Origin of the sequence: Vibrio sp. 10N.247.311.51 (assembly GCF_041467855.1) — a bacterium.
In the GTDB taxonomy this organism is placed as follows: Bacteria; Pseudomonadota; Gammaproteobacteria; order Enterobacterales; family Vibrionaceae; genus Vibrio; species Vibrio coralliirubri.
In genome coordinates this window covers 48,197-66,048 of sequence record NZ_JBFSVK010000031.1, presented here as the reverse complement: position 1 = coordinate 66,048, position 17,852 = coordinate 48,197, and the positions used below count along the sequence as shown (strand labels likewise).

Here is a 17,852-nt window from a genome sequence, read left to right as displayed (position 1 = left end):
CTCGTATCTCGTATCTCGTATCTCGTATCTCGTATCTCGTATCTCGTATCTCGTAGAAGCATAAAAAAGCCCCAACACGAATGTCGAGGCTAAAGTATCTTTTTCTAGGTTCTAGCAAAGTATCCGCTGCACGCTACTCTTCGTTGTTTTCAGCAAACTTAGATGGTGACATGCCAAAGTGGTGCTTAAACCTTTGACTGAAATAGGAAGGGTCATTGAAGCCCGAATCAAATGCCACATCAGAGATCTTCTCTCCAGCGAGTAAGCGCTCACACGCATGCTCTAGACGTACTTCATTCAAGTGCTCTTTGAAGGTCTTGTTGTAAGCCGATTTAAAGCGTCTCTGTAAACTTCTCTCAGACATAAACAAATACTTAGCAGCAGTTGCAGTACTGAACTCGGCATCAGCGTAGTTTTCACTCACAAGCTGCGACACTCTGTTCTTCCACTCTTGTTCCGCTGTCAGTTTTTGCTGCTCTGGCGTTGAAGCGGCAAGCTTAATGGTTTCAATCTGTTCAATTGTGCTGGCTTCAAGATTGTCGAGTACTTGATACTCAATTGGCCACGAAAGCTGAACCTTATTTTGAGACTCCGAAACAAAGGCATTAAGCTCGCCACCGCTCTGATTCATCAATAGTGGCAGCTTTTCGATGTTAAGGTCGGTCGACTTTCCGGTATTGTCACCCATGCTTGATGCCAGCTTAGGGAAAGGCATGCCATGATCTCGAATGGTTACAACAAGATGCTCCTTAACCTCTTCAACCAGAACCACCATACTCTGCGACTTAAAGTTTCTCTTGATGATACTCGCAACCAAGCTATTGAAGATAATATCGAGATTAAAATACAGCAACGAGACATATCGTTGTTTTGTTTCGACTTTAATATCCAGTTCAATACCGGCTTTGGTTAAATCATCCTGCCAAGCTTTGAGTACCGCCTCTAAGATTAAAATTATATCGTAACAAACTTGCCCTTTCCCTTGGGGGGTATTGCTCAATTGAGCTAAGCCATTTTTCAAGGTTAGAATCGGCGACTTCCCGAGCTCGTCATTCCAATTCGGGAGCATCGCAGCAATATGATTCACTTCAGAAGAGAGTTCATTGGCAGTATGAGACACAAGCGCATTCTTAACGGATAGCTGCTTTTTAAGCTGTTGATTAGTCGCGAGTAATATCCGGCTTTGGTGTCTCAATTGGTCTGTCTTCAGTGCAACTTGCGCTTTTAAGTGCCTGTTGGCAAAAGTGACATAACGAGAGCGCCAAAAGACCAAGATAGTCACAACGCCAATCAGTAACATCAGAGAGCTTGCTGCAGCCCAATTGGTCAAATACCAAGGCTCTGCAATCGAGAAGCTTTGATTGGTTGACACAAAGCGATAATGGGAGTCTTTAACCGGTTTCACTTCAAGTGTGTAATCCCCTGGAAGAAGATGGTCGAGCGTTAACAAGCCCCCTTCAAACTCACTCCAAGGTTCATCGTCGCTCAGTCGGTATTCCATCGCAGGTGCGAACGTTGCTGGCAAGATACCTAGCTTAAACCCCATCGATGAACCATAAGGAATCTCATCCAGTTCAGCCGTTTTTCCGCCAAGTGACACCGTTTGTTGGTCGACACTTATCTTACTCAACAAGGCACGGCTATGAGGTGTGGTTGATACCAGTAACTCGTTAGACAACGCGCTGACTACGCCATACTTTGAGCCGAAAACAAGCCTCGAAGGTTGGCTCTCTTCGCTATAAAACAGAGCACATGCACCCGCCGCCAATTCATTGGTGATCAAACCAAATGGCGAACCGATGTGTTTATGCAGTTGCCCATCCAATCCGTAATAACTGATGCCTTTCGAAGAGCCTAACCAAACACCATTGTCATCGCTTATCAGGCAGTTAGGACTAATATTGTCTTCAACAAGAGTGATTTCTTGAATAACAGAGCTGTCATCCGGGATTCGATACACGCCATAACTGCTAGCAAACCACTGCGCTCCATCCTTCGCTTTTTCAATATCGACGACTTTGCCAAACCGTTCGCTTGAACGACTAAAGCTAATTCGTTTATCAATGAACGAGTAGAAACCATGGTCTGTTCCTATATAGATGCGACCTAGCAAGCCGACATTGAGAGCGGTGATCTTCGCAGGCAAGAACTTGTCGACTAACCAGTCAGTGCCATAACTCGTCAGTTTCATGGTTTCGATAGATAACGAATACAGGTTTTGCCCCGAGGTCATCCAAAGAACATTATCAGCTTGAAGTGCAAAGTTTTCAACATGCACTCCCTTAATCGGCCTTGGTAAATCAAGGGCTTCGGGTTGTAGCGTTTCCGTATTTAGGCTGATGATGCCTTGTTCGGTCGCCAACCAAATGGAAGAGCCAAAGATCTCAAAATCATTAACAGGGTTAGAGTAAACACGAATTGGGTTCTCTTCACTTTCAGAATCAACCAAGTAGAGCCCCATTGAGGACGCGACCCAAGATAACTGGTCACTGACAGGCAGTACTTTATTGATCACCACACTACTCGAATGCATGCCCAATCCAGTTAGGGGGGTTCTCGAGAAGGTCTTACTGAATAGTGAGAAATATCGGATACCGTTGTTTGTCGCAATCCACATGCCACCAGCATGATCGTTTATCAACGAATATATTTTCTCACCCGGTAACGAGAAGTCTTGATTAGCGGCTTGTTCGAATCGAGTAATTTGTCCCGTAATAAAGTTGTAGCTAATAAGGCCGTGCTCTGTACCAATCCAATACTGGTCCGAAGTTTCGGCCAGCGAGAGAACATGCGACCCTTTAACTATGGTCTCTTTATCTGGGTTCGCGAGATCTACAATCACAGCACCATTTAAAGTACCGATCACTAACTCACGTCGAGCATTCGAAAAATAAACCGTCTCAATATGGTTTTTGTCGGATGCGGTGACATGGGTAAACTCTTGATTCTCTGAAAGGTAAACGCCAGAACTGGTCGCTAGCACCCACTTTGATAGCACCCACTCAGCGTCGTTAATCGCAATGTCACTGCTGTTATTGTATCGGTACAGTTTGAGTAGAGAGTAGGTGTTGAATTCTAAAGATTGAGTGTTGTAGGTATAGAAATTACTGCCGTCAGTAACCCAAATATAATCGCCCGATGCACCGATATTGGTTATTTCAGCGCCGGGACTTAGGCTAAACGCCAATTCGTTGCCAATTCCAGGGTTATGTCGATACACCTCGTTATCGAAAAATGTCCAAAACTCATCGTTCAGAAACGCGACTCTTTCCGAAGAAAATTGCAGTAAGCTACCCTTGCGAGGGAATAGAGTTCGGCCGTCGTAAAAGAGTACTTTTCCATGTACATCATGAACCCAGAGCCCGCCTCCGGCACCTAAGTACAAGTTTTTAGCCGCAAGGAAATTCCCTTGCGCTTGAACGGGCAAAGGATAAAAAACGGAGGGTGAGGTATTTACCGCTAGAACGCTAAATGAAATGCTCATTAAGATGAACATTTTGAAGATAATTCGATACAACTCTTAATCCTGAACAGCAACAACGCATGAAATTTTGGGCACCACAACGTCTTATCGTTGCTTAACCAAAAACTGAGTTTTTTTGTGCTTATTATTATCTTTCTATTTTAGCGGAAATTAGAAAAGGAGAAAGGAGGTTTGCTATTTGTTAGGAGGTTTTATCTTAGCGGTCACGAAAATGCCGCAAAAAGCGGCATGATTCATAAATTAACGAGAGCAAAGTAGAGTAAAGAATACTCGTTATGAATTACTTCCCGCTTAAGCAGCTTGTGTAGCTGTCTGTAAGTTGCTGAAGAAAATCGAAATAACTTCCACTCTTCACTTCAACTGTTGAACCGATAGGATCAAGCTGGCCTTGCTTAGCGTTACTTCCGCGAGTCACTGATTCAATCACAGCAGGGGTAAATTGAGGCTCTGAGAATACACATTGAACATTGTCGCGTACTAGCGTTTTCTTAATAGCGATCAGGCTTTTTGCACCCGGTTTACGCTCTGGGCTCACTGTGAAGTGACCTAAGTTATTCAGTTCAAACTCTTGCTCAAAGTAGCCATACGCATCGTGGAATACGTAGTAACCTTTGTCTTTCACTGGCGCAAGTTGTTCATGAATAGACTGCTGCTTTTCTTTCAAAGCAAGCAGGAAAGAATCTAGGTTTTCTTGATACGCCATTGCGTTATCAGGGTCAGATTCAATCAACTTTGCTGAGATATATTTTGCGGCTACTTCAACTTGGTCGATACCTAACCAAAAATGCGGGTCATGGCTACCATGATTATGTCCTTCATGAGAATCGTGGTCATCATGTCCGAACTCTCGCAAGTTAATTCCTGGAATCTCACTGATCTTGATAACGTTTTCTTTTGAACCAATCACCTTAGTCAGAAAGGCTTCTAGGTCAGGACCAAACCAGATAACCATATCGGCACTGTGAACTTTTTTGACATCAGATGGCTTAAGCGCATAATCGTGCGGCGAAGCATTGCTGTTCATTAGCACATCCGGTTCACTAACGCCCTGCGTTAATTCCGTCACAATCATTTGAATTGGTTTAAAGCTTGTTAGAATAGTATTGGCACTTGCGACACTTGGCGCTAAAAGCAAAGTAGCAAGTATAAAAGATGAACGTGACATAATCCCTCGATAATAGAAAAGTAGCTTAGGCTTGAGGTAAATGTTACATTATAACATTAGCGAATTGCAAATGAGTTCTATTCATGGATAACTTAATCCAACTAGATTCTGTGAGCGTCGAATTTGACGGTCGAAAAGTTCTAGACAACATCTCTCTAAATTTAGAGCGCGGCAGAATCACCACCCTAATTGGGCCAAACGGTGCAGGAAAGTCGACATTAGTAAAAGTGGTACTGGGTCTACAGACCAAATTTTCAGGCACAATAACAAAAGCTAAAAAACTGAAAATTGGCTATGTACCACAAAAATTAAAGCTCAATGACTCACTACCGCTCAACGTAGAGCGTTTTCTAAAGCTCACTGGCAAGTTCAGTCAGCAAGAAATCCTTGAAGCATTGAAGCTCGTTGGTGCTGAACATCTGCAGAAGAGTAACATGCACCAGCTATCCGGCGGTGAAAACCAACGTGTGCTCATTGCTCGTTCATTGCTAAGAAGACCAGACCTACTGGTTCTCGATGAACCAGCTCAAGGCGTCGACGTTCAAGGGCAAATTGACCTGTATGACTTGATTGACACCATTCGCCACCGCTTTGGTTGTGCCGTATTTATGGTTTCACACGATCTGCATTTAGTGATGGCAAAAACAGACGATGTTATCTGTTTACACCACCACATCTGTTGCTCAGGCGCACCTGCAGACATCAAACACCATCCTTCGTATATTGCGCTCTTTGGCACCGCGACCCAAGAGACACTAGCGTTTTATCATCACCAACATGAACATCACCATCATGATCTTGCAGGCCAGCCTGTCGAAGGCGACGTGCATGAATGTTCAAACCATAAACACGGACACCACTAATGCTTGAGTTTCTTCTTCCCTCTATTTTGGCGGGTTTGGGTATTGCACTAATTGCAGGCCCACTAGGTTCATTCGTGGTGTGGCGTAAGATGGCTTACTTTGGTGACACGCTTGCTCACGCTTCTTTGATGGGCTTAGCACTTGGCTTTCTGTTCAACATTAACTTGTATTTCGCGCTGCTGATTTGTTGTTTGATGCTGGCCGTGTTGCTAGTGACTTTACAAAAACAAAAGCTGGTCGCGACCGATACCCTACTCGGTATTTTGGCGCACAGTGCGCTATCACTTGGTTTGGTTGCTGTCAGTTTCTTAGATAACGTTCGTGTTGACCTAATGAGCTACCTATTTGGTGACTTGCTAGCAGTATCTCCAACGGATCTAGTGTTCATCTATGCGGGTGCTGCTGTGATTGGATTGGTGCTTGCTATCTTTTGGCGACCACTACTATCAACGACGGTTAATGAAGATCTCGCGGCGGTTGATGGCATCAACATTGATTTAATGCGTCTGATTCTGATGCTATTGGTCGGTATCGTGATTGCTGTCGGCATGAAGTTTGTTGGTGCGTTAATCATGACATCGCTACTGATCATCCCAGCAGCTACGGCAAGGAAATTCGCGAACACACCCGAGCAAATGGCCTTCCTCGCATCAGTGATTGGCTCTATCGCAGTCTTCGGAGGGCTAAGCTTGTCTTGGTTCTATGATACGCCTGCTGGCCCGTCTGTTGTTATCAGTGCAGCTGCGATGTTTATGTTATCTCAAATGGTTAGAAGCCGAGCTTAGCACTTAGCACTTAGCACTTAGCAGGACGATTTCGAATCTCGTATCTCGTATCTCGTATCTCGTATCCCGAGAACATAAAAAAGGCTTGGTCAGTGACCAAGCCTTTTTAATATCGTTCAGTTAACTTCTATCTCAACCGATAAAAGCCAGCTGATTACCAACCCGTGATTTCACGTAGGCCTTTACCGATGTCAGCAAGAGACTTAACAGTCTTAACGCCTGCTGCTTCTAGTGCTGCGAACTTATCTTCAGCAGTACCTTTACCGCCAGAGATGATTGCGCCAGCGTGGCCCATACGCTTGCCCGGAGGAGCAGTAACACCAGCGATGTAAGATACAACTGGCTTAGTTACGTTTGCTTTGATGAACTCAGCCGCTTCTTCTTCCGCAGTACCACCGATCTCACCAATCATTACGATTGCTTCAGTTTCTGGGTCTTCTTGGAAAAGTTTTAGGATATCAATGAAGTTTGAACCTGGGATAGGGTCACCACCGATACCAACACATGTAGACTGACCAAAGCCTTCATCTGTTGTTTGCTTAACTGCTTCGTAAGTAAGGGTACCTGAGCGAGATACGATACCTACTTTACCCTTCTTGTGGATGTGACCAGGCATGATACCAATCTTACACTCGTCTGGAGTGATAAGACCTGGACAGTTAGGACCGATCATGCGAACGCCAGTTTCTTCTAGCTTCACTTTAACGTCGATCATATCTGTTGTAGGGATACCTTCAGTGATCGTTACGATCAGTTCGATACCTGCATCAATCGCTTCTAGGATTGCATCTTTACAGAAAGGAGCTGGTACGTAGATAACTGTTGCTGTTGCGCCAGTTACTTCTACTGCTTCACGTACTGTGTTGAATACTGGAAGGCCTAGGTGAGTTTGACCACCTTTACCAGGTGAAACACCACCAACCATTTGCGTACCGTATGCGATAGCTTGGTCTGAGTGGAATGTACCTTGACCGCCAGTGAAACCCTGACAGATTACTTTAGTGTCTTTGTTAATTAATACAGACATTATTTAGCCTCCGCAGCAGCAACAACTTTCTGAGCAGCATCTGTTAGAGATTCAGCTGCAATGATATCAACATCAGAATTAGCAAGTACTTCGCGACCTAGGTCTGCGTTTGTACCTTCTAGACGAACAACTACAGGAACTGTTACGCCTACTTCTTTAACTGCACCGATAATACCTTCAGCGATCATGTCACAACGAACGATGCCACCGAAAATGTTTACGAGTACTGCTTTAACATTGTCATCAGAAAGGATGATCTTGAATGCTTCAGCTACACGCTCTTTTGTCGCGCCGCCGCCTACATCAAGGAAGTTTGCTGGCTTGCCGCCGTGTAGGTTTACGATATCCATCGTACCCATAGCAAGGCCTGCACCGTTAACCATACAGCCAACGTTACCATCTAGTGCTACGTAGTTCAGTTCCCACTGTGCTGCGTGAGCTTCGCGCTCGTCTTCTTGTGAAGGATCGTGCATTTCACGAAGTTTTGGCTGACGGTACATTGCGTTTGAGTCAATGTTGATCTTGCCGTCAAGACAAAGCAGGTTGCCTTCGCCAGTAATTACAAGCGGGTTGATTTCTAGTAGAGCTAGGTCGTACTGAGAGAACATTTGGCCAAGACCCATGAAGATCTTAACGAACTGTTTGATTTGATCGCCAACTAGACCAAGTTTGAACGCCAGTTCACGGCCTTGGTAAGCTTGAGGGCCCACTAGAGGATCGATCGCTGATTGGTGAATCAACTCTGGAGTTTCTTCAGCGATTTTCTCAATGTCCACACCGCCTTCAGTTGACGCCATGAATACAATTTTACGCGTTGCACGGTCAACAACAGCACCTAGGTAAAGTTCATTAGCAATGTTTGATGCTTCTTCAACTAGGATCTTTGTTACAGGCTGACCATTAGCGTCTGTTTGGTAAGTCACTAGGTTTTTACCTAGCCACTTTTGTGCAAACTCTTTAACGCCTTCTTTGGTGTCATGTAGTTCTACGCCGCCCGCTTTACCGCGACCACCAGCGTGTACTTGACACTTAACGACTTTCTTGGCTGTACTGATACGACCTGCAGCTTCGAAAGCTTCTTGTGCAGTATCACATGCGAAACCTTCTGGTACAGGCAAACCGAATTCTGCAAACAGCTGTTTGGCTTGGTATTCATGCAAATTCATTTTGATATTCCGTTTATTTTCCCTTAAGGGATTATTATTTCCATAACGACACAGTTTCCTGTGTTACGTCTGTAGGGTCTTCTCAAATCAACTGCTGTCCATTTTCTAATGGCTTTACAGTTCAATTGAAGGCCAGACGTTGAGCAGCCTAGCCTTTGAAACTTTTTACGTCTAGCTAACGGGGTTAACTAGACGTTTTAGCGATACTAAACGTCTAATAGCAGACGTGCAGGATCTTCTAGAAGCTCTTTGATGGTCACTAGGAAGCCAACTGATTCACGGCCATCGATTAGACGGTGGTCGTAAGAAAGCGCTAGGTACATCATTGGTAGAATCTCTACCTTGCCATCAACAGCCATAGGACGGTCTTGGATTTTGTGCATACCCAAAATTGCCGCTTGAGGCGGGTTGATGATTGGCGTAGACATTAGAGAACCAAATACACCACCGTTTGTGATAGTGAAGTTACCGCCCATCAGTTCATCAACCGTTAGCTTGCCGTCACGGCCTTTGATTGCTAGCTCTTTGATGCCTTTTTCGATATCAGCGAAACCTAGTGTGTCACAGTCTTTCAGTACTGGAGTCACTAGACCACGTGGCGTTGATACTGCCATGCTGATGTCGAAGTAGTTGTGGTAAACGATATCTGTACCGTCGATAGAAGCATTCACTTCAGGGAAACGTTTTAGCGCTTCTGTTACTGCTTTCACGTAGAAAGACATGAAGCCAAGACGCGTGTCGTGACGCTTCTCGAATTGGTCTTTGTACTGCTTACGAAGGTCCATGATTGGCTTCATGTTCACTTCGTTGAAAGTAGTCAGCATTGCTGTGCTGTTTTTCGCTTCTAGAAGACGGTTTGCAACTGTCTTACGTAGGCGAGTCATAGGCACCCGTTTTTGGCTACGAGCCGCTGCTGGCGCTTCAACTGCTGGTGCAGATGCTGCTGCCGGAGCCGCTTTCGCTGCTGCTAGGTGTGCGTCGATGTCTTCACGAGTAATACGACCACCAACACCAGTGCCTTTAACGTCAGCTGGTTGTAGGTTGTGCTCAGCAAGCAGACGACGAACAGCTGGGCTTAGTGCGTCGTTGTTCTCTTCTGTTAGCGCAGCTTTATGGCGCTTGTCAGGAGATGCTTCTGTATCTTCAGTGGTGTCTTTCGTTGGTTCACCAGCGACAGCACCCGGCTTGATTTTAGCCAGAAGCTGCTTAGAAAGTACCGTAGCACCCTCTTCTTCGATGATAGCTTCCAGAACACCCGCTTCAGGAGCCGGTACTTCTAGAACTACTTTATCTGTTTCGATATCTACAATGACTTCATCACGTGCAACCGCTTCACCCGGTTTTTTGTGCCAAGTAGCAACTGTTGCATCAGCCACAGATTCAGGTAAATCTGGAACCAGAATTTCAATTGTCATGTGCGTATTTTCCTTTTACTTCTAGTTCTTAAGTAGGGTCAAAGCGTCGTCAACTAACGCTTTTTGTTGTTTCAAGTGTACCGACATATAGCCAACAGCTGGTGATGCTGATGCAGGACGACCTGCGTATTGAATATCAGCACCTACTGGGATAGCAGCTCGGAAATTATGTTGGCTACTGTACCAAGCACCTTGGTTTTGTGGCTCTTCTTGACACCAAACGTAATCGACTACATTTGTGTATTGTGCAATGGCAGCTCTCACGTCCTCATAAGGGAACGGGTAAAGTTGCTCAATACGTACAATAGCGACATCGTCTTGCTCGTTCTTACGTCTTTGATCAAGCAGGTCAAAGTAAACCTTACCTGAACAGAACACGACGCGTTTTACATTCTCAGGCGCCAGATCATCAATTTCTGCGATAGCTGGTTGGAACGTGCCTTCTGCCAAATCTTCAAGAGAAGAAGTACACAAAGGGTGACGAAGCAATGACTTAGGTGACATTACAATCAGTGGACGACGCATTGGTCGAACTACCTGACGGCGAATCATGTGGTAAACCTGTGCCGGTGTTGAAGGAACAACAACCTGCATGTTTTGTTCAGCACATAACTGAAGGTAACGCTCAAGACGTGCAGAAGAGTGCTCTGGGCCTTGACCTTCATAACCGTGAGGAAGCAGCATAGTTAGACCACATAGACGTGCCCACTTTTGCTCACCTGATGAAATGAATTGGTCGATAACAACTTGTGCACCGTTTGCGAAGTCACCAAATTGTGCTTCCCAAAGGGTTAGACCGCTTGGCTCTGCTGTTGCATAACCATACTCAAATGCGAGTACCGCTTCTTCAGATAACACCGAGTCAAACACTTGGAATGGCCCTTGTTTATCATGAATGTTCGCAAGAGGAACATACGTGCTTGCATCTGATTGATTGTGCAGTACTGAGTGACGGTGGAAGAACGTACCACGACCTGAATCTTGGCCTGAGATACGAATACGCTTACCGTCGTCAACAAGTGTTGCGTAAGCCAGAGTTTCAGCCATACCCCAATCGACTTGTTTCTCACCATTCACCATGGCAGTACGATCGTTGTACAGTTTATTTACTCGGCTTTGCAGCTTGTGGCTGTCTGGGTATTGGCAAAGTTTGGTACCAAGCTCTTTCAGGCGCTCGATATCAATCTTGTTATCCCACTCGATGTTCCAGTCGTGACCTAGGTAAGGAGACCAGTCTACTGAGTGAAGTGCCATTGGACGCCACTCTTTAACCACAACTTCACCGTGATCAAGTGCATCACGATATTCGTTAACTAGCTGAGTTGCTGTATCAATACCAAACTCACCGCGCTCCATTAGCACGTCAGCGTAAAGCTTACGTGGCGTTGGGTGTTTCTTGATTTTTTGGTACATCAAAGGCTGTGTTGCATTCGGCTCATCGGCTTCATTGTGACCGTGGCGACGGTAACAAACCAAATCAATAACAACATCACGCTTAAACGTATTACGGTAATCCAATGCAAGACGCGCAACGAACGCAACCGCTTCTGGATCATCAGAGTTAACGTGGAAAATCGGAGCCTGAACCATCTTCGCGATATCGGTACAGTACATCGTAGAGCGTGTATCGCGAGGGTTAGACGTTGTAAAACCAACTTGGTTGTTTACAACAATACGAACCGTACCACCAACACAGAAACCACGCGCTTGAGACATGTTAAACGTCTCTTGTACTACACCCTGACCAGCGATAGCTGAGTCACCGTGGATAGTGATTGGAAGTACACGGCTACCATCATTATCACCTAGGCGATCTTGACGTGCACGTACTGAACCGATAACTACCGGGTTTACGATTTCTAAGTGAGATGGGTTAAATGCTAGTGCTAAGTGAACGTTGCCGCCTGGCGTTGCGAAGTCCGCAGAGAAGCCTTGGTGGTATTTCACATCACCAGTACCCCACGTGTCATCGTGCTTGCCCGCAAACTCGTCAAACAGGTCTTGTGGCTTTTTACCAAGCACGTTGACCAACATGTTTAGACGACCACGGTGAGCCATACCAACAACAACTTCACGCATGCCTTGTCCGCCAGCATGACGAATAATTTCTTTCGTCATTGGGATAAGAGCATCACCACCTTCCAACGAGAAGCGTTTTGCGCCTGGGAATTTCGCACCAAGATAGCGCTCAAGACCTTCAGCAGCAGTTAGCTCTTCTAGGAAAGCTTGCTTTTCTTCTTTGTTGAAAGAGGGTTGACCAGATACAGACTCTAAACGTTGTTGGATCCAACGCTTTTGCTCTGTATTTGTCATGTGCATGTATTCAGCACCAATAGAGCCACAATAAGTTTGCTTTAGAGATTTGTAGAGATCTTTAAGCACCATCGTCTCTTGGCCAATGGCGTAAGAGCCGACGTTAAACGTCTCATTGAGGTCATCTTCGGTAAGAGTGTGGAAAGAAGGGTCCAGTTCATCAACTGTCGCTCTTTTCCATAAACCTAGGGGGTCTAGATTTGCTGCTTGATGCCCTCGGAATCGATAGGCATTAATAAGTTGCAGAACCTTTACTTGTTTCGCATCGACATCTGGATCACTAACTTGGACACTGTAATGCTTTGTTTCTTGAGCGAGTCGACGGAAGTATTCACGAACACGAGAGTGTGGTTGTTCCACTGTCTCTGAAGCTTGCACAGGCAGTTCTTCAAAAACACTTCTCCATTCGTCACTTACCGAATCTGGGTCACTTAGATACAGTTCATAGAGTTCTTCTACGTACGTTGCATTGGCGCCAGCCAAGTGTGAAGACTCGAGCCATGCCTTCATCACGCCGTTGTGCATATTTTCCCTTAACCAGTAGTTTTCACGTTTGCTGCGGTCTATGCCGAGCTATTAAAAGGCCGCCCCAAAACTTCTAGGGCGGCAATTTTTATATAACTTAAACCGAACGATTCACTAGCATGGTCTTGATGTGACCAATAGCTTTCGTCGGATTTAATCCCTTAGGACAAACACTTACACAATTCATGATGCCATGGCAACGAAAAACGCTAAATGCATCATCAAGATCGGACAAACGTTCGTCTGTCGCTGTATCTCGGCTATCAATTAGCCAACGGTACGCTGCAAGCAGGCCTGCTGGTCCGATGAATTTGTCAGGGTTCCACCAGAACGATGGGCATGACGTTGTACAACATGCACACATGATACATTCGTACAATCCATCTAAATGAGCACGTTCATCAGGGCTTTGTAAGTTTTCGCGAGCCGGTGGCACATTGCCATCAGACACTAAGAATGGCTTCACTTTTTCGTAGTTATCGTAGAACTGAGTCATGTCTACAATCAGGTCACGAACAACAGGTAAGCCAGGCAGTGGGCGAATCACAATCTTGTCTTGGCCCGAAAGCGCAGACAATGGCGTGATACACGCTAGGCCATTCTTACCGTTCATGTTCAAACCATCCGAGCCACATACACCTTCACGGCATGAGCGACGGAACGAGATTGTTGGATCTTGCTCTTTCAACAGAATAAGCGCATCCAAAAGCATCATGTCTGAACCTTCATCCACTTCTAGAGTGTATTCCTTCATATAAGGCTTCTGGTCGACATCTGGATTGTAACGGTATAAAGAGAAATTCAGTTTCATGGTTATATCTCCTTAGTACGTACGTGCTTTTGGTGGGAACGCTTCACGATGGATAGGTTCCATGTTTACACCACGCTTAGTCATGCTCTCTGACTCTGGGTTGTAAAGTGAGTGGCATAGCCATTGCTCATCATCACGGTCAGGGAAATCGAATCGAGCGTGTGCGCCACGGCTCTCTGTACGGAAGTTTGCAGCAACAGCCGTTGCGAATGCTGTTTCCATCAAGTTTTCAAGCTCTAGACACTCGATACGTTGAGTGTTGAACTCTGTAGACTTATCAGATAGGTGTGCATTCTTCAGACGCTCGCGAATCGCTTTTAGCTCTTCTAGGCCTTCAGCCATTGCTTTGCCTTCACGGAATACCGAGAAGTTGTTCTGCATACATTGCTGAAGATCTTTACGAATTTGCGCTGGATCTTCGCCGTCTGTACTGTTTTCCCAACGGTTGTAACGCTCTAGTGAACGCTCAATGTCAGCTTCAGTTGCAGGTTTCGCTTCGTCTTGCTTCTTCAGTGTCTCACCTAGGTGTAGACCTGTCGCACGACCAAATACCACTAAATCAAGCAGTGAGTTACCACCTAGACGGTTGGCACCATGTACTGATACTGATGCGATTTCACCACAAGCAAATAGACCTTGGATTTCAACATCGCTGCCGTCTTCGGTTTGCTTGATAGCTTGACCAGAAACTTGTGTTGGAACACCACCCATCATGTAGTGACATGTCGGGATTACTGGGATTGGCTCTTTCACTGGATCAACGTGAGCAAAGGTACGAGAAAGTTCACATACACCAGGAAGACGAGATTCAAGCGTCTCTTTACCTAGGTGATCAAGCTTAAGCTTAATGTGTGGACCCCAAGGGCCATCGCAACCGCGACCTTCACGAATTTCAACCATCATTGAACGAGCAACAACATCACGACCCGCTAAGTCTTTAGCGTTTGGTGCGTAACGTTCCATGAAGCGTTCGCCGTCTTTGTTAAGAAGGTAACCACCTTCACCACGACAACCTTCCGTTACCAATACACCTGCACCAGCAATACCCGTTGGGTGGAACTGCCACATTTCGATGTCTTGCATAGGAACGCCAGCACGAATCGCCATACCAACACCGTCACCAGTGTTAATGTGTGCATTCGTTGTTGATGCGTAGATACGACCAGCACCACCAGTCGCAAGGATTGTTGCCTTCGCTTTGAAGTAGCAAACCTCACCGGTTTCCATACAAAGCGCAGTAGTACCTAAGATTGCACCATCTTCGTTCTTAACAAGATCCAGTGCATACCACTCAGAGAAAACGGTCGTTTTGTGTTTAATGTTTTGTTGGTAAAGCGTGTGAAGCAGAGCGTGACCAGTACGGTCAGCTGCAGCTGCGGTTCGAGCCGCTTGCTCACCACCAAAGTTTTTAGATTGACCACCGAAAGGACGCTGGTAAATAGTACCGTTCTCAAAACGAGAGAAAGGTAGGCCCATTTTTTCAAGTTCGATTACCGACTCAGGACCGTTTTTACACATGTATTCGATAGCGTCTTGGTCACCGATGTAATCAGAACCTTTTACTGTGTCATACATGTGTTGTTCCCAATGGTCTTCATGCGCGTTACCAAGAGCAACAGTGATACCGCCTTGCGCTGAAACCGTATGAGAACGAGTAGGGAAAACTTTAGAAAGCAATGCACAAGAAAGGCCTTGCTCAGAAATTTGCAGTGCGGCACGCATACCTGCACCACCAGCGCCGATAACTACGGCATCAAACTCACGAACAGGAATAGTCACTTACGCACCCCACAAAATAAACAGACCAGAGAAGAAATATCCAAGAAGAACTGCAACAACACCGACTTGAAGACCAACACGCAGTTTTGCGCATTTGATGTAGTCAGTTAGTACTTGCCATAGGCCGATCCACGCGTGAACCAAAACAGAAGTAAGCGCTAACATGGTGAAGACTTTAGTGAAGGTTCCACCAAAGAATTGCGTCCAAGATGCGTAAGAGATATCACCAGAGAAAGCACAGAAGCTGACTAGGTAGATAGTGTAAAGCGTCATAATGATGGCAGTTGCACGAATCAATAGATAATCGTGGACACCATTACGACCAAAAGTAGAAACGTTGTTTACCATACTAAGATCCCCGCTAGTAGAGACAATACCGCTGTTGCTGCGAATGCAACCTTAGCGCTCTTAGCGCCAGATTCCAGCTCTTCAAAGTGACCAAGGTCCATAAGAAGGTGACGAATACCACCAGCAATGTGGTAAGCCAAAGCGGTTAAAATGCCCCACAGAATAAACTTCACGAAGAAACCATCGACAATGTCGCTAGCTTCGGCAAAGCCTACTGGGGATGAGAGGGAAATGGATAGTAACCAAAGCAAAATTCCAATCGCGACAAAAGTTATCACCCCAGACACACGGTGTAGGATGGAAGCTATTGCTGTGATTGGAAAGTGGATGGTCTGTAAATCTAAATTAACAGGTCTTGTCTTTCTTTCTTTCACGGGCTTGCTCACTCAGCTCCATTGAGCATTATGGTCATTAAATAACCTTATGATATTGTTATGGACAAAATTTGATTGCAAACCTTCAAAATTTAACATTAACCTAACAAATAACTGAAGTTGAGCCTTAGATAATTGTAAAATAATTGTTAACTGCTCGATTAAGAAAGACACCTCACATTTCTTCTTAGCCTTGCATTTATAAGGTTTTAACCAAACTTTTCAGCGCCACTATACGGCTGGCAACATTCTAATACAATTGATGTAACAAATAATGCTACACAGACCAGATTTTTAACGAATTTAATGTAAAAAACACTAACAAGTGCACACAAAGCTTCAGAAAAATTGACTTTCCCACGTAAGACCAGTAAAAAAATGGCACATAAACATCCTGGACGGATTAAATAATAAACAAAGGAGATTGTTATGGCGGATAAGAAAGCTACCCTTCACATTGAAGGTCAAGCGCCAATCGAGCTGCCGATTACAGAAGGTGTACTTGGTACTCCAGTGATCGATGTTCGTACACTAGGTTCTAATGGTTTTTTCACTTTTGACCCTGGTTTTCTTGCCACTGCATCCTGTGAGTCTCAAATCACTTTTATTGACGGTGGAAAAGGCATTCTTTTACATCGTGGTTATCCAATTGACCAACTTGCCAATAACGCTGATTACTTAGAAGTATGTTACATACTTCTTTACGGTGAAGCCCCATCTCGAGCTGAGTACGAAAAGTTCAAGACTACCGTGACACGTCACACTATGGTGCATGAGCAAATCGCTAGTTTCTTCCACGGCTTCCGTCGTGACGCTCACCCTATGGCTGTAATGTGTGGTGTTGTAGGCGCTTTAGCGGCGTTCTACCACGACTCACTTGATATCAACAACGATACACACCGTGAAATTGCGGCATACCGCCTGATTTCAAAAATGCCAACACTGGCTGCAATGTGTTACAAATATTCAATCGGTCAGCCGTTTATCTACCCACGTAACGACCTAGGCTACGCAGAAAACTTCTTACACATGATGTTTGCAAACCCATGTGAAGAGTATGAAGTGAACCCTATCGTTGCTCGTGCAATGGATAAAATCTTTACTCTACACGCTGACCACGAACAGAACGCTTCTACGTCTACAGTGCGTCTTGCTGGTTCATCTGGTGCTAACCCGTTTGCGTGTATCGCAGCAGGTATCGCATCACTTTGGGGCCCGGCTCACGGCGGTGCAAACGAAGCTTGTCTGCGCATGCTTGAAGAGATCGGTAGCGTAGATAACATTGAAGAATACGTTGCGAAAGCAAAAGACAAAGATGACCCATTCCGTTTGATGGGCTTCGGTCACCGTGTTTACAAGAACTACGATCCACGTGCAACAGTAATGCGCGAAGCGTGTCACGAAGTACTCAAAGAGCTAAACATCCAAGATCCACTACTAGACGTAGCAATGGAACTTGAGCGTATCGCTCTTTCTGATGAGTACTTTGTTTCTAAGAAGCTATACCCGAACGTAGATTTCTACTCAGGTATCATTCTGAAAGCAATCGGTATTCCAGTATCTATGTTTACAGTAATCTTCGCGATGTCTCGTACCATCGGTTGGATTGCTCACTGGAACGAAATGCACAGCGATCCGACGAACCGTATCGGTCGTCCTCGTCAGCTGTATACTGGTGAAGAACAACGTGACTTTAAGGCACTTCACGAACGTGAATAGTTGCTATAAATCATAATGTTAAAAGGGGTTGATGTGAGAACATCAACCCCTTTTCTTTTGTACGCTCTCAACTCCGTC

The 17,852-nt window shown here is 45.3% G+C and carries 13 protein-coding genes; 3 read left to right on the top strand and 10 right to left on the bottom strand.

Annotation, left to right across the window (positions count from 1 at the left end; genetic code table 11):
* Nucleotides 1-133 precede the first annotated feature (133 nt).
* Together AB6E85_RS21950 and znuA are read right to left on the bottom strand one after the other, a co-directional pair.
* Entirely contained in the window at nt 134-3,496 is a 3,363-nt protein-coding gene (locus AB6E85_RS21950; RefSeq protein ID WP_372144286.1) for a helix-turn-helix domain-containing protein, read from the bottom strand.
* A 268-nt stretch (nt 3,497-3,764) separates the two neighbouring features.
* Nucleotides 3,765-4,649, bottom strand: coding sequence for a zinc ABC transporter substrate-binding protein ZnuA (znuA, locus tag AB6E85_RS21945; RefSeq protein ID WP_048617863.1), 885 nt, complete (start codon nt 4,647-4,649; stop codon nt 3,765-3,767).
* 83 nt (nt 4,650-4,732) lie between these two features.
* Here znuA and znuC point away from each other — a divergent pair, with 83 nt between their 5' ends.
* Both znuC and znuB read left to right on the top strand, forming a co-directional pair.
* Nucleotides 4,733-5,512: a zinc ABC transporter ATP-binding protein ZnuC gene (gene znuC, locus AB6E85_RS21940; protein ID WP_012604527.1), complete on the top strand. Its 780-nt coding sequence runs from the start codon at nt 4,733-4,735 to the stop codon at nt 5,510-5,512.
* A complete protein-coding gene (znuB, locus tag AB6E85_RS21935) occupies nt 5,512-6,297 on the top strand; it encodes a zinc ABC transporter permease subunit ZnuB (protein ID WP_048606441.1) in 786 nt (261 codons plus the stop codon). Before znuC ends, znuB begins: the two co-directional genes overlap by 1 nt.
* A gap of 154 nt (nt 6,298-6,451) precedes the next feature.
* On the opposite strand, the gene sucD is transcribed toward znuB, so the two are convergent.
* From sucD to sdhC, 8 genes are all read right to left on the bottom strand, one after another.
* Nucleotides 6,452-7,324: a succinate--CoA ligase subunit alpha gene (gene sucD, locus AB6E85_RS21930; RefSeq protein ID WP_004734209.1), complete on the bottom strand. Its 873-nt coding sequence runs from the start codon at nt 7,322-7,324 to the stop codon at nt 6,452-6,454.
* A complete protein-coding gene (gene sucC, locus AB6E85_RS21925; RefSeq protein ID WP_010436793.1) occupies nt 7,324-8,490 on the bottom strand; it encodes an ADP-forming succinate--CoA ligase subunit beta in 1,167 nt (388 codons plus the stop codon). Before sucC ends, sucD begins: the two co-directional genes overlap by 1 nt.
* Nucleotides 8,491-8,696: 206 nt before the next feature.
* On the bottom strand, nt 8,697-9,905 hold the full coding sequence (odhB, locus tag AB6E85_RS21920; protein WP_017056410.1) for a 2-oxoglutarate dehydrogenase complex dihydrolipoyllysine-residue succinyltransferase: 1,209 nt from the start codon (nt 9,903-9,905) through the stop codon (nt 8,697-8,699).
* Between the two features lie 21 nt (nt 9,906-9,926).
* Entirely contained in the window at nt 9,927-12,743 is a 2,817-nt protein-coding gene (sucA, locus tag AB6E85_RS21915) for a 2-oxoglutarate dehydrogenase E1 component (protein ID WP_017061946.1), read from the bottom strand.
* Between the two features lie 97 nt (nt 12,744-12,840).
* Nucleotides 12,841-13,554: a succinate dehydrogenase iron-sulfur subunit gene (locus tag AB6E85_RS21910; RefSeq protein WP_010436773.1), complete on the bottom strand. Its 714-nt coding sequence runs from the start codon at nt 13,552-13,554 to the stop codon at nt 12,841-12,843.
* A gap of 12 nt (nt 13,555-13,566) precedes the next feature.
* On the bottom strand, nt 13,567-15,333 hold the full coding sequence (sdhA, locus tag AB6E85_RS21905) for a succinate dehydrogenase flavoprotein subunit (RefSeq protein ID WP_048606450.1): 1,767 nt from the start codon (nt 15,331-15,333) through the stop codon (nt 13,567-13,569).
* Nucleotides 15,334-15,681 carry a succinate dehydrogenase, hydrophobic membrane anchor protein gene (sdhD, locus tag AB6E85_RS21900; protein WP_010436768.1) on the bottom strand — a complete coding sequence of 116 codons (348 nt, stop codon included), beginning with the start codon at nt 15,679-15,681 and terminating at the stop codon, nt 15,334-15,336.
* A complete protein-coding gene (sdhC, locus tag AB6E85_RS21895; protein WP_017061948.1) occupies nt 15,675-16,067 on the bottom strand; it encodes a succinate dehydrogenase cytochrome b556 subunit in 393 nt (130 codons plus the stop codon). Before sdhC ends, sdhD begins: the two co-directional genes overlap by 7 nt.
* 417 nt (nt 16,068-16,484) lie before the next feature.
* Here sdhC and AB6E85_RS21890 point away from each other — a divergent pair, with 417 nt between their 5' ends.
* The gene (locus AB6E85_RS21890; RefSeq protein ID WP_017630646.1) at nt 16,485-17,774 is read left to right on the top strand and encodes a citrate synthase; all 1,290 of its coding nucleotides are present in this window, start codon (nt 16,485-16,487) and stop codon (nt 17,772-17,774) included.
* The last annotated feature ends 78 nt before the right edge of the window (nt 17,775-17,852 follow it).

What these genes read in the sequence shown, in the direction of transcription:
- AB6E85_RS21950 (WP_372144286.1), bottom strand. Translation starts at nt 3,496, where the DNA reads ATGTTCATCTTAATGAGCATTTCATTTAGCGTTCTAGCGGTAAATACC.
- znuA (WP_048617863.1), bottom strand. Translation starts at nt 4,649, where the DNA reads ATGTCACGTTCATCTTTTATACTTGCTACTTTGCTTTTAGCGCCAAGT.
- znuC (WP_012604527.1), top strand. Translation starts at nt 4,733, where the DNA reads ATGGATAACTTAATCCAACTAGATTCTGTGAGCGTCGAATTTGACGGT.
- znuB (WP_048606441.1), top strand. Translation starts at nt 5,512, where the DNA reads ATGCTTGAGTTTCTTCTTCCCTCTATTTTGGCGGGTTTGGGTATTGCA.
- sucD (WP_004734209.1), bottom strand. Translation starts at nt 7,324, where the DNA reads ATGTCTGTATTAATTAACAAAGACACTAAAGTAATCTGTCAGGGTTTC.
- sucC (WP_010436793.1), bottom strand. Translation starts at nt 8,490, where the DNA reads ATGAATTTGCATGAATACCAAGCCAAACAGCTGTTTGCAGAATTCGGT.
- odhB (WP_017056410.1), bottom strand. Translation starts at nt 9,905, where the DNA reads ATGACAATTGAAATTCTGGTTCCAGATTTACCTGAATCTGTGGCTGAT.
- sucA (WP_017061946.1), bottom strand. Translation starts at nt 12,743, where the DNA reads ATGCACAACGGCGTGATGAAGGCATGGCTCGAGTCTTCACACTTGGCT.
- AB6E85_RS21910 (WP_010436773.1), bottom strand. Translation starts at nt 13,554, where the DNA reads ATGAAACTGAATTTCTCTTTATACCGTTACAATCCAGATGTCGACCAG.
- sdhD (WP_010436768.1), bottom strand. Translation starts at nt 15,681, where the DNA reads ATGGTAAACAACGTTTCTACTTTTGGTCGTAATGGTGTCCACGATTAT.
- AB6E85_RS21890 (WP_017630646.1), top strand. Translation starts at nt 16,485, where the DNA reads ATGGCGGATAAGAAAGCTACCCTTCACATTGAAGGTCAAGCGCCAATC.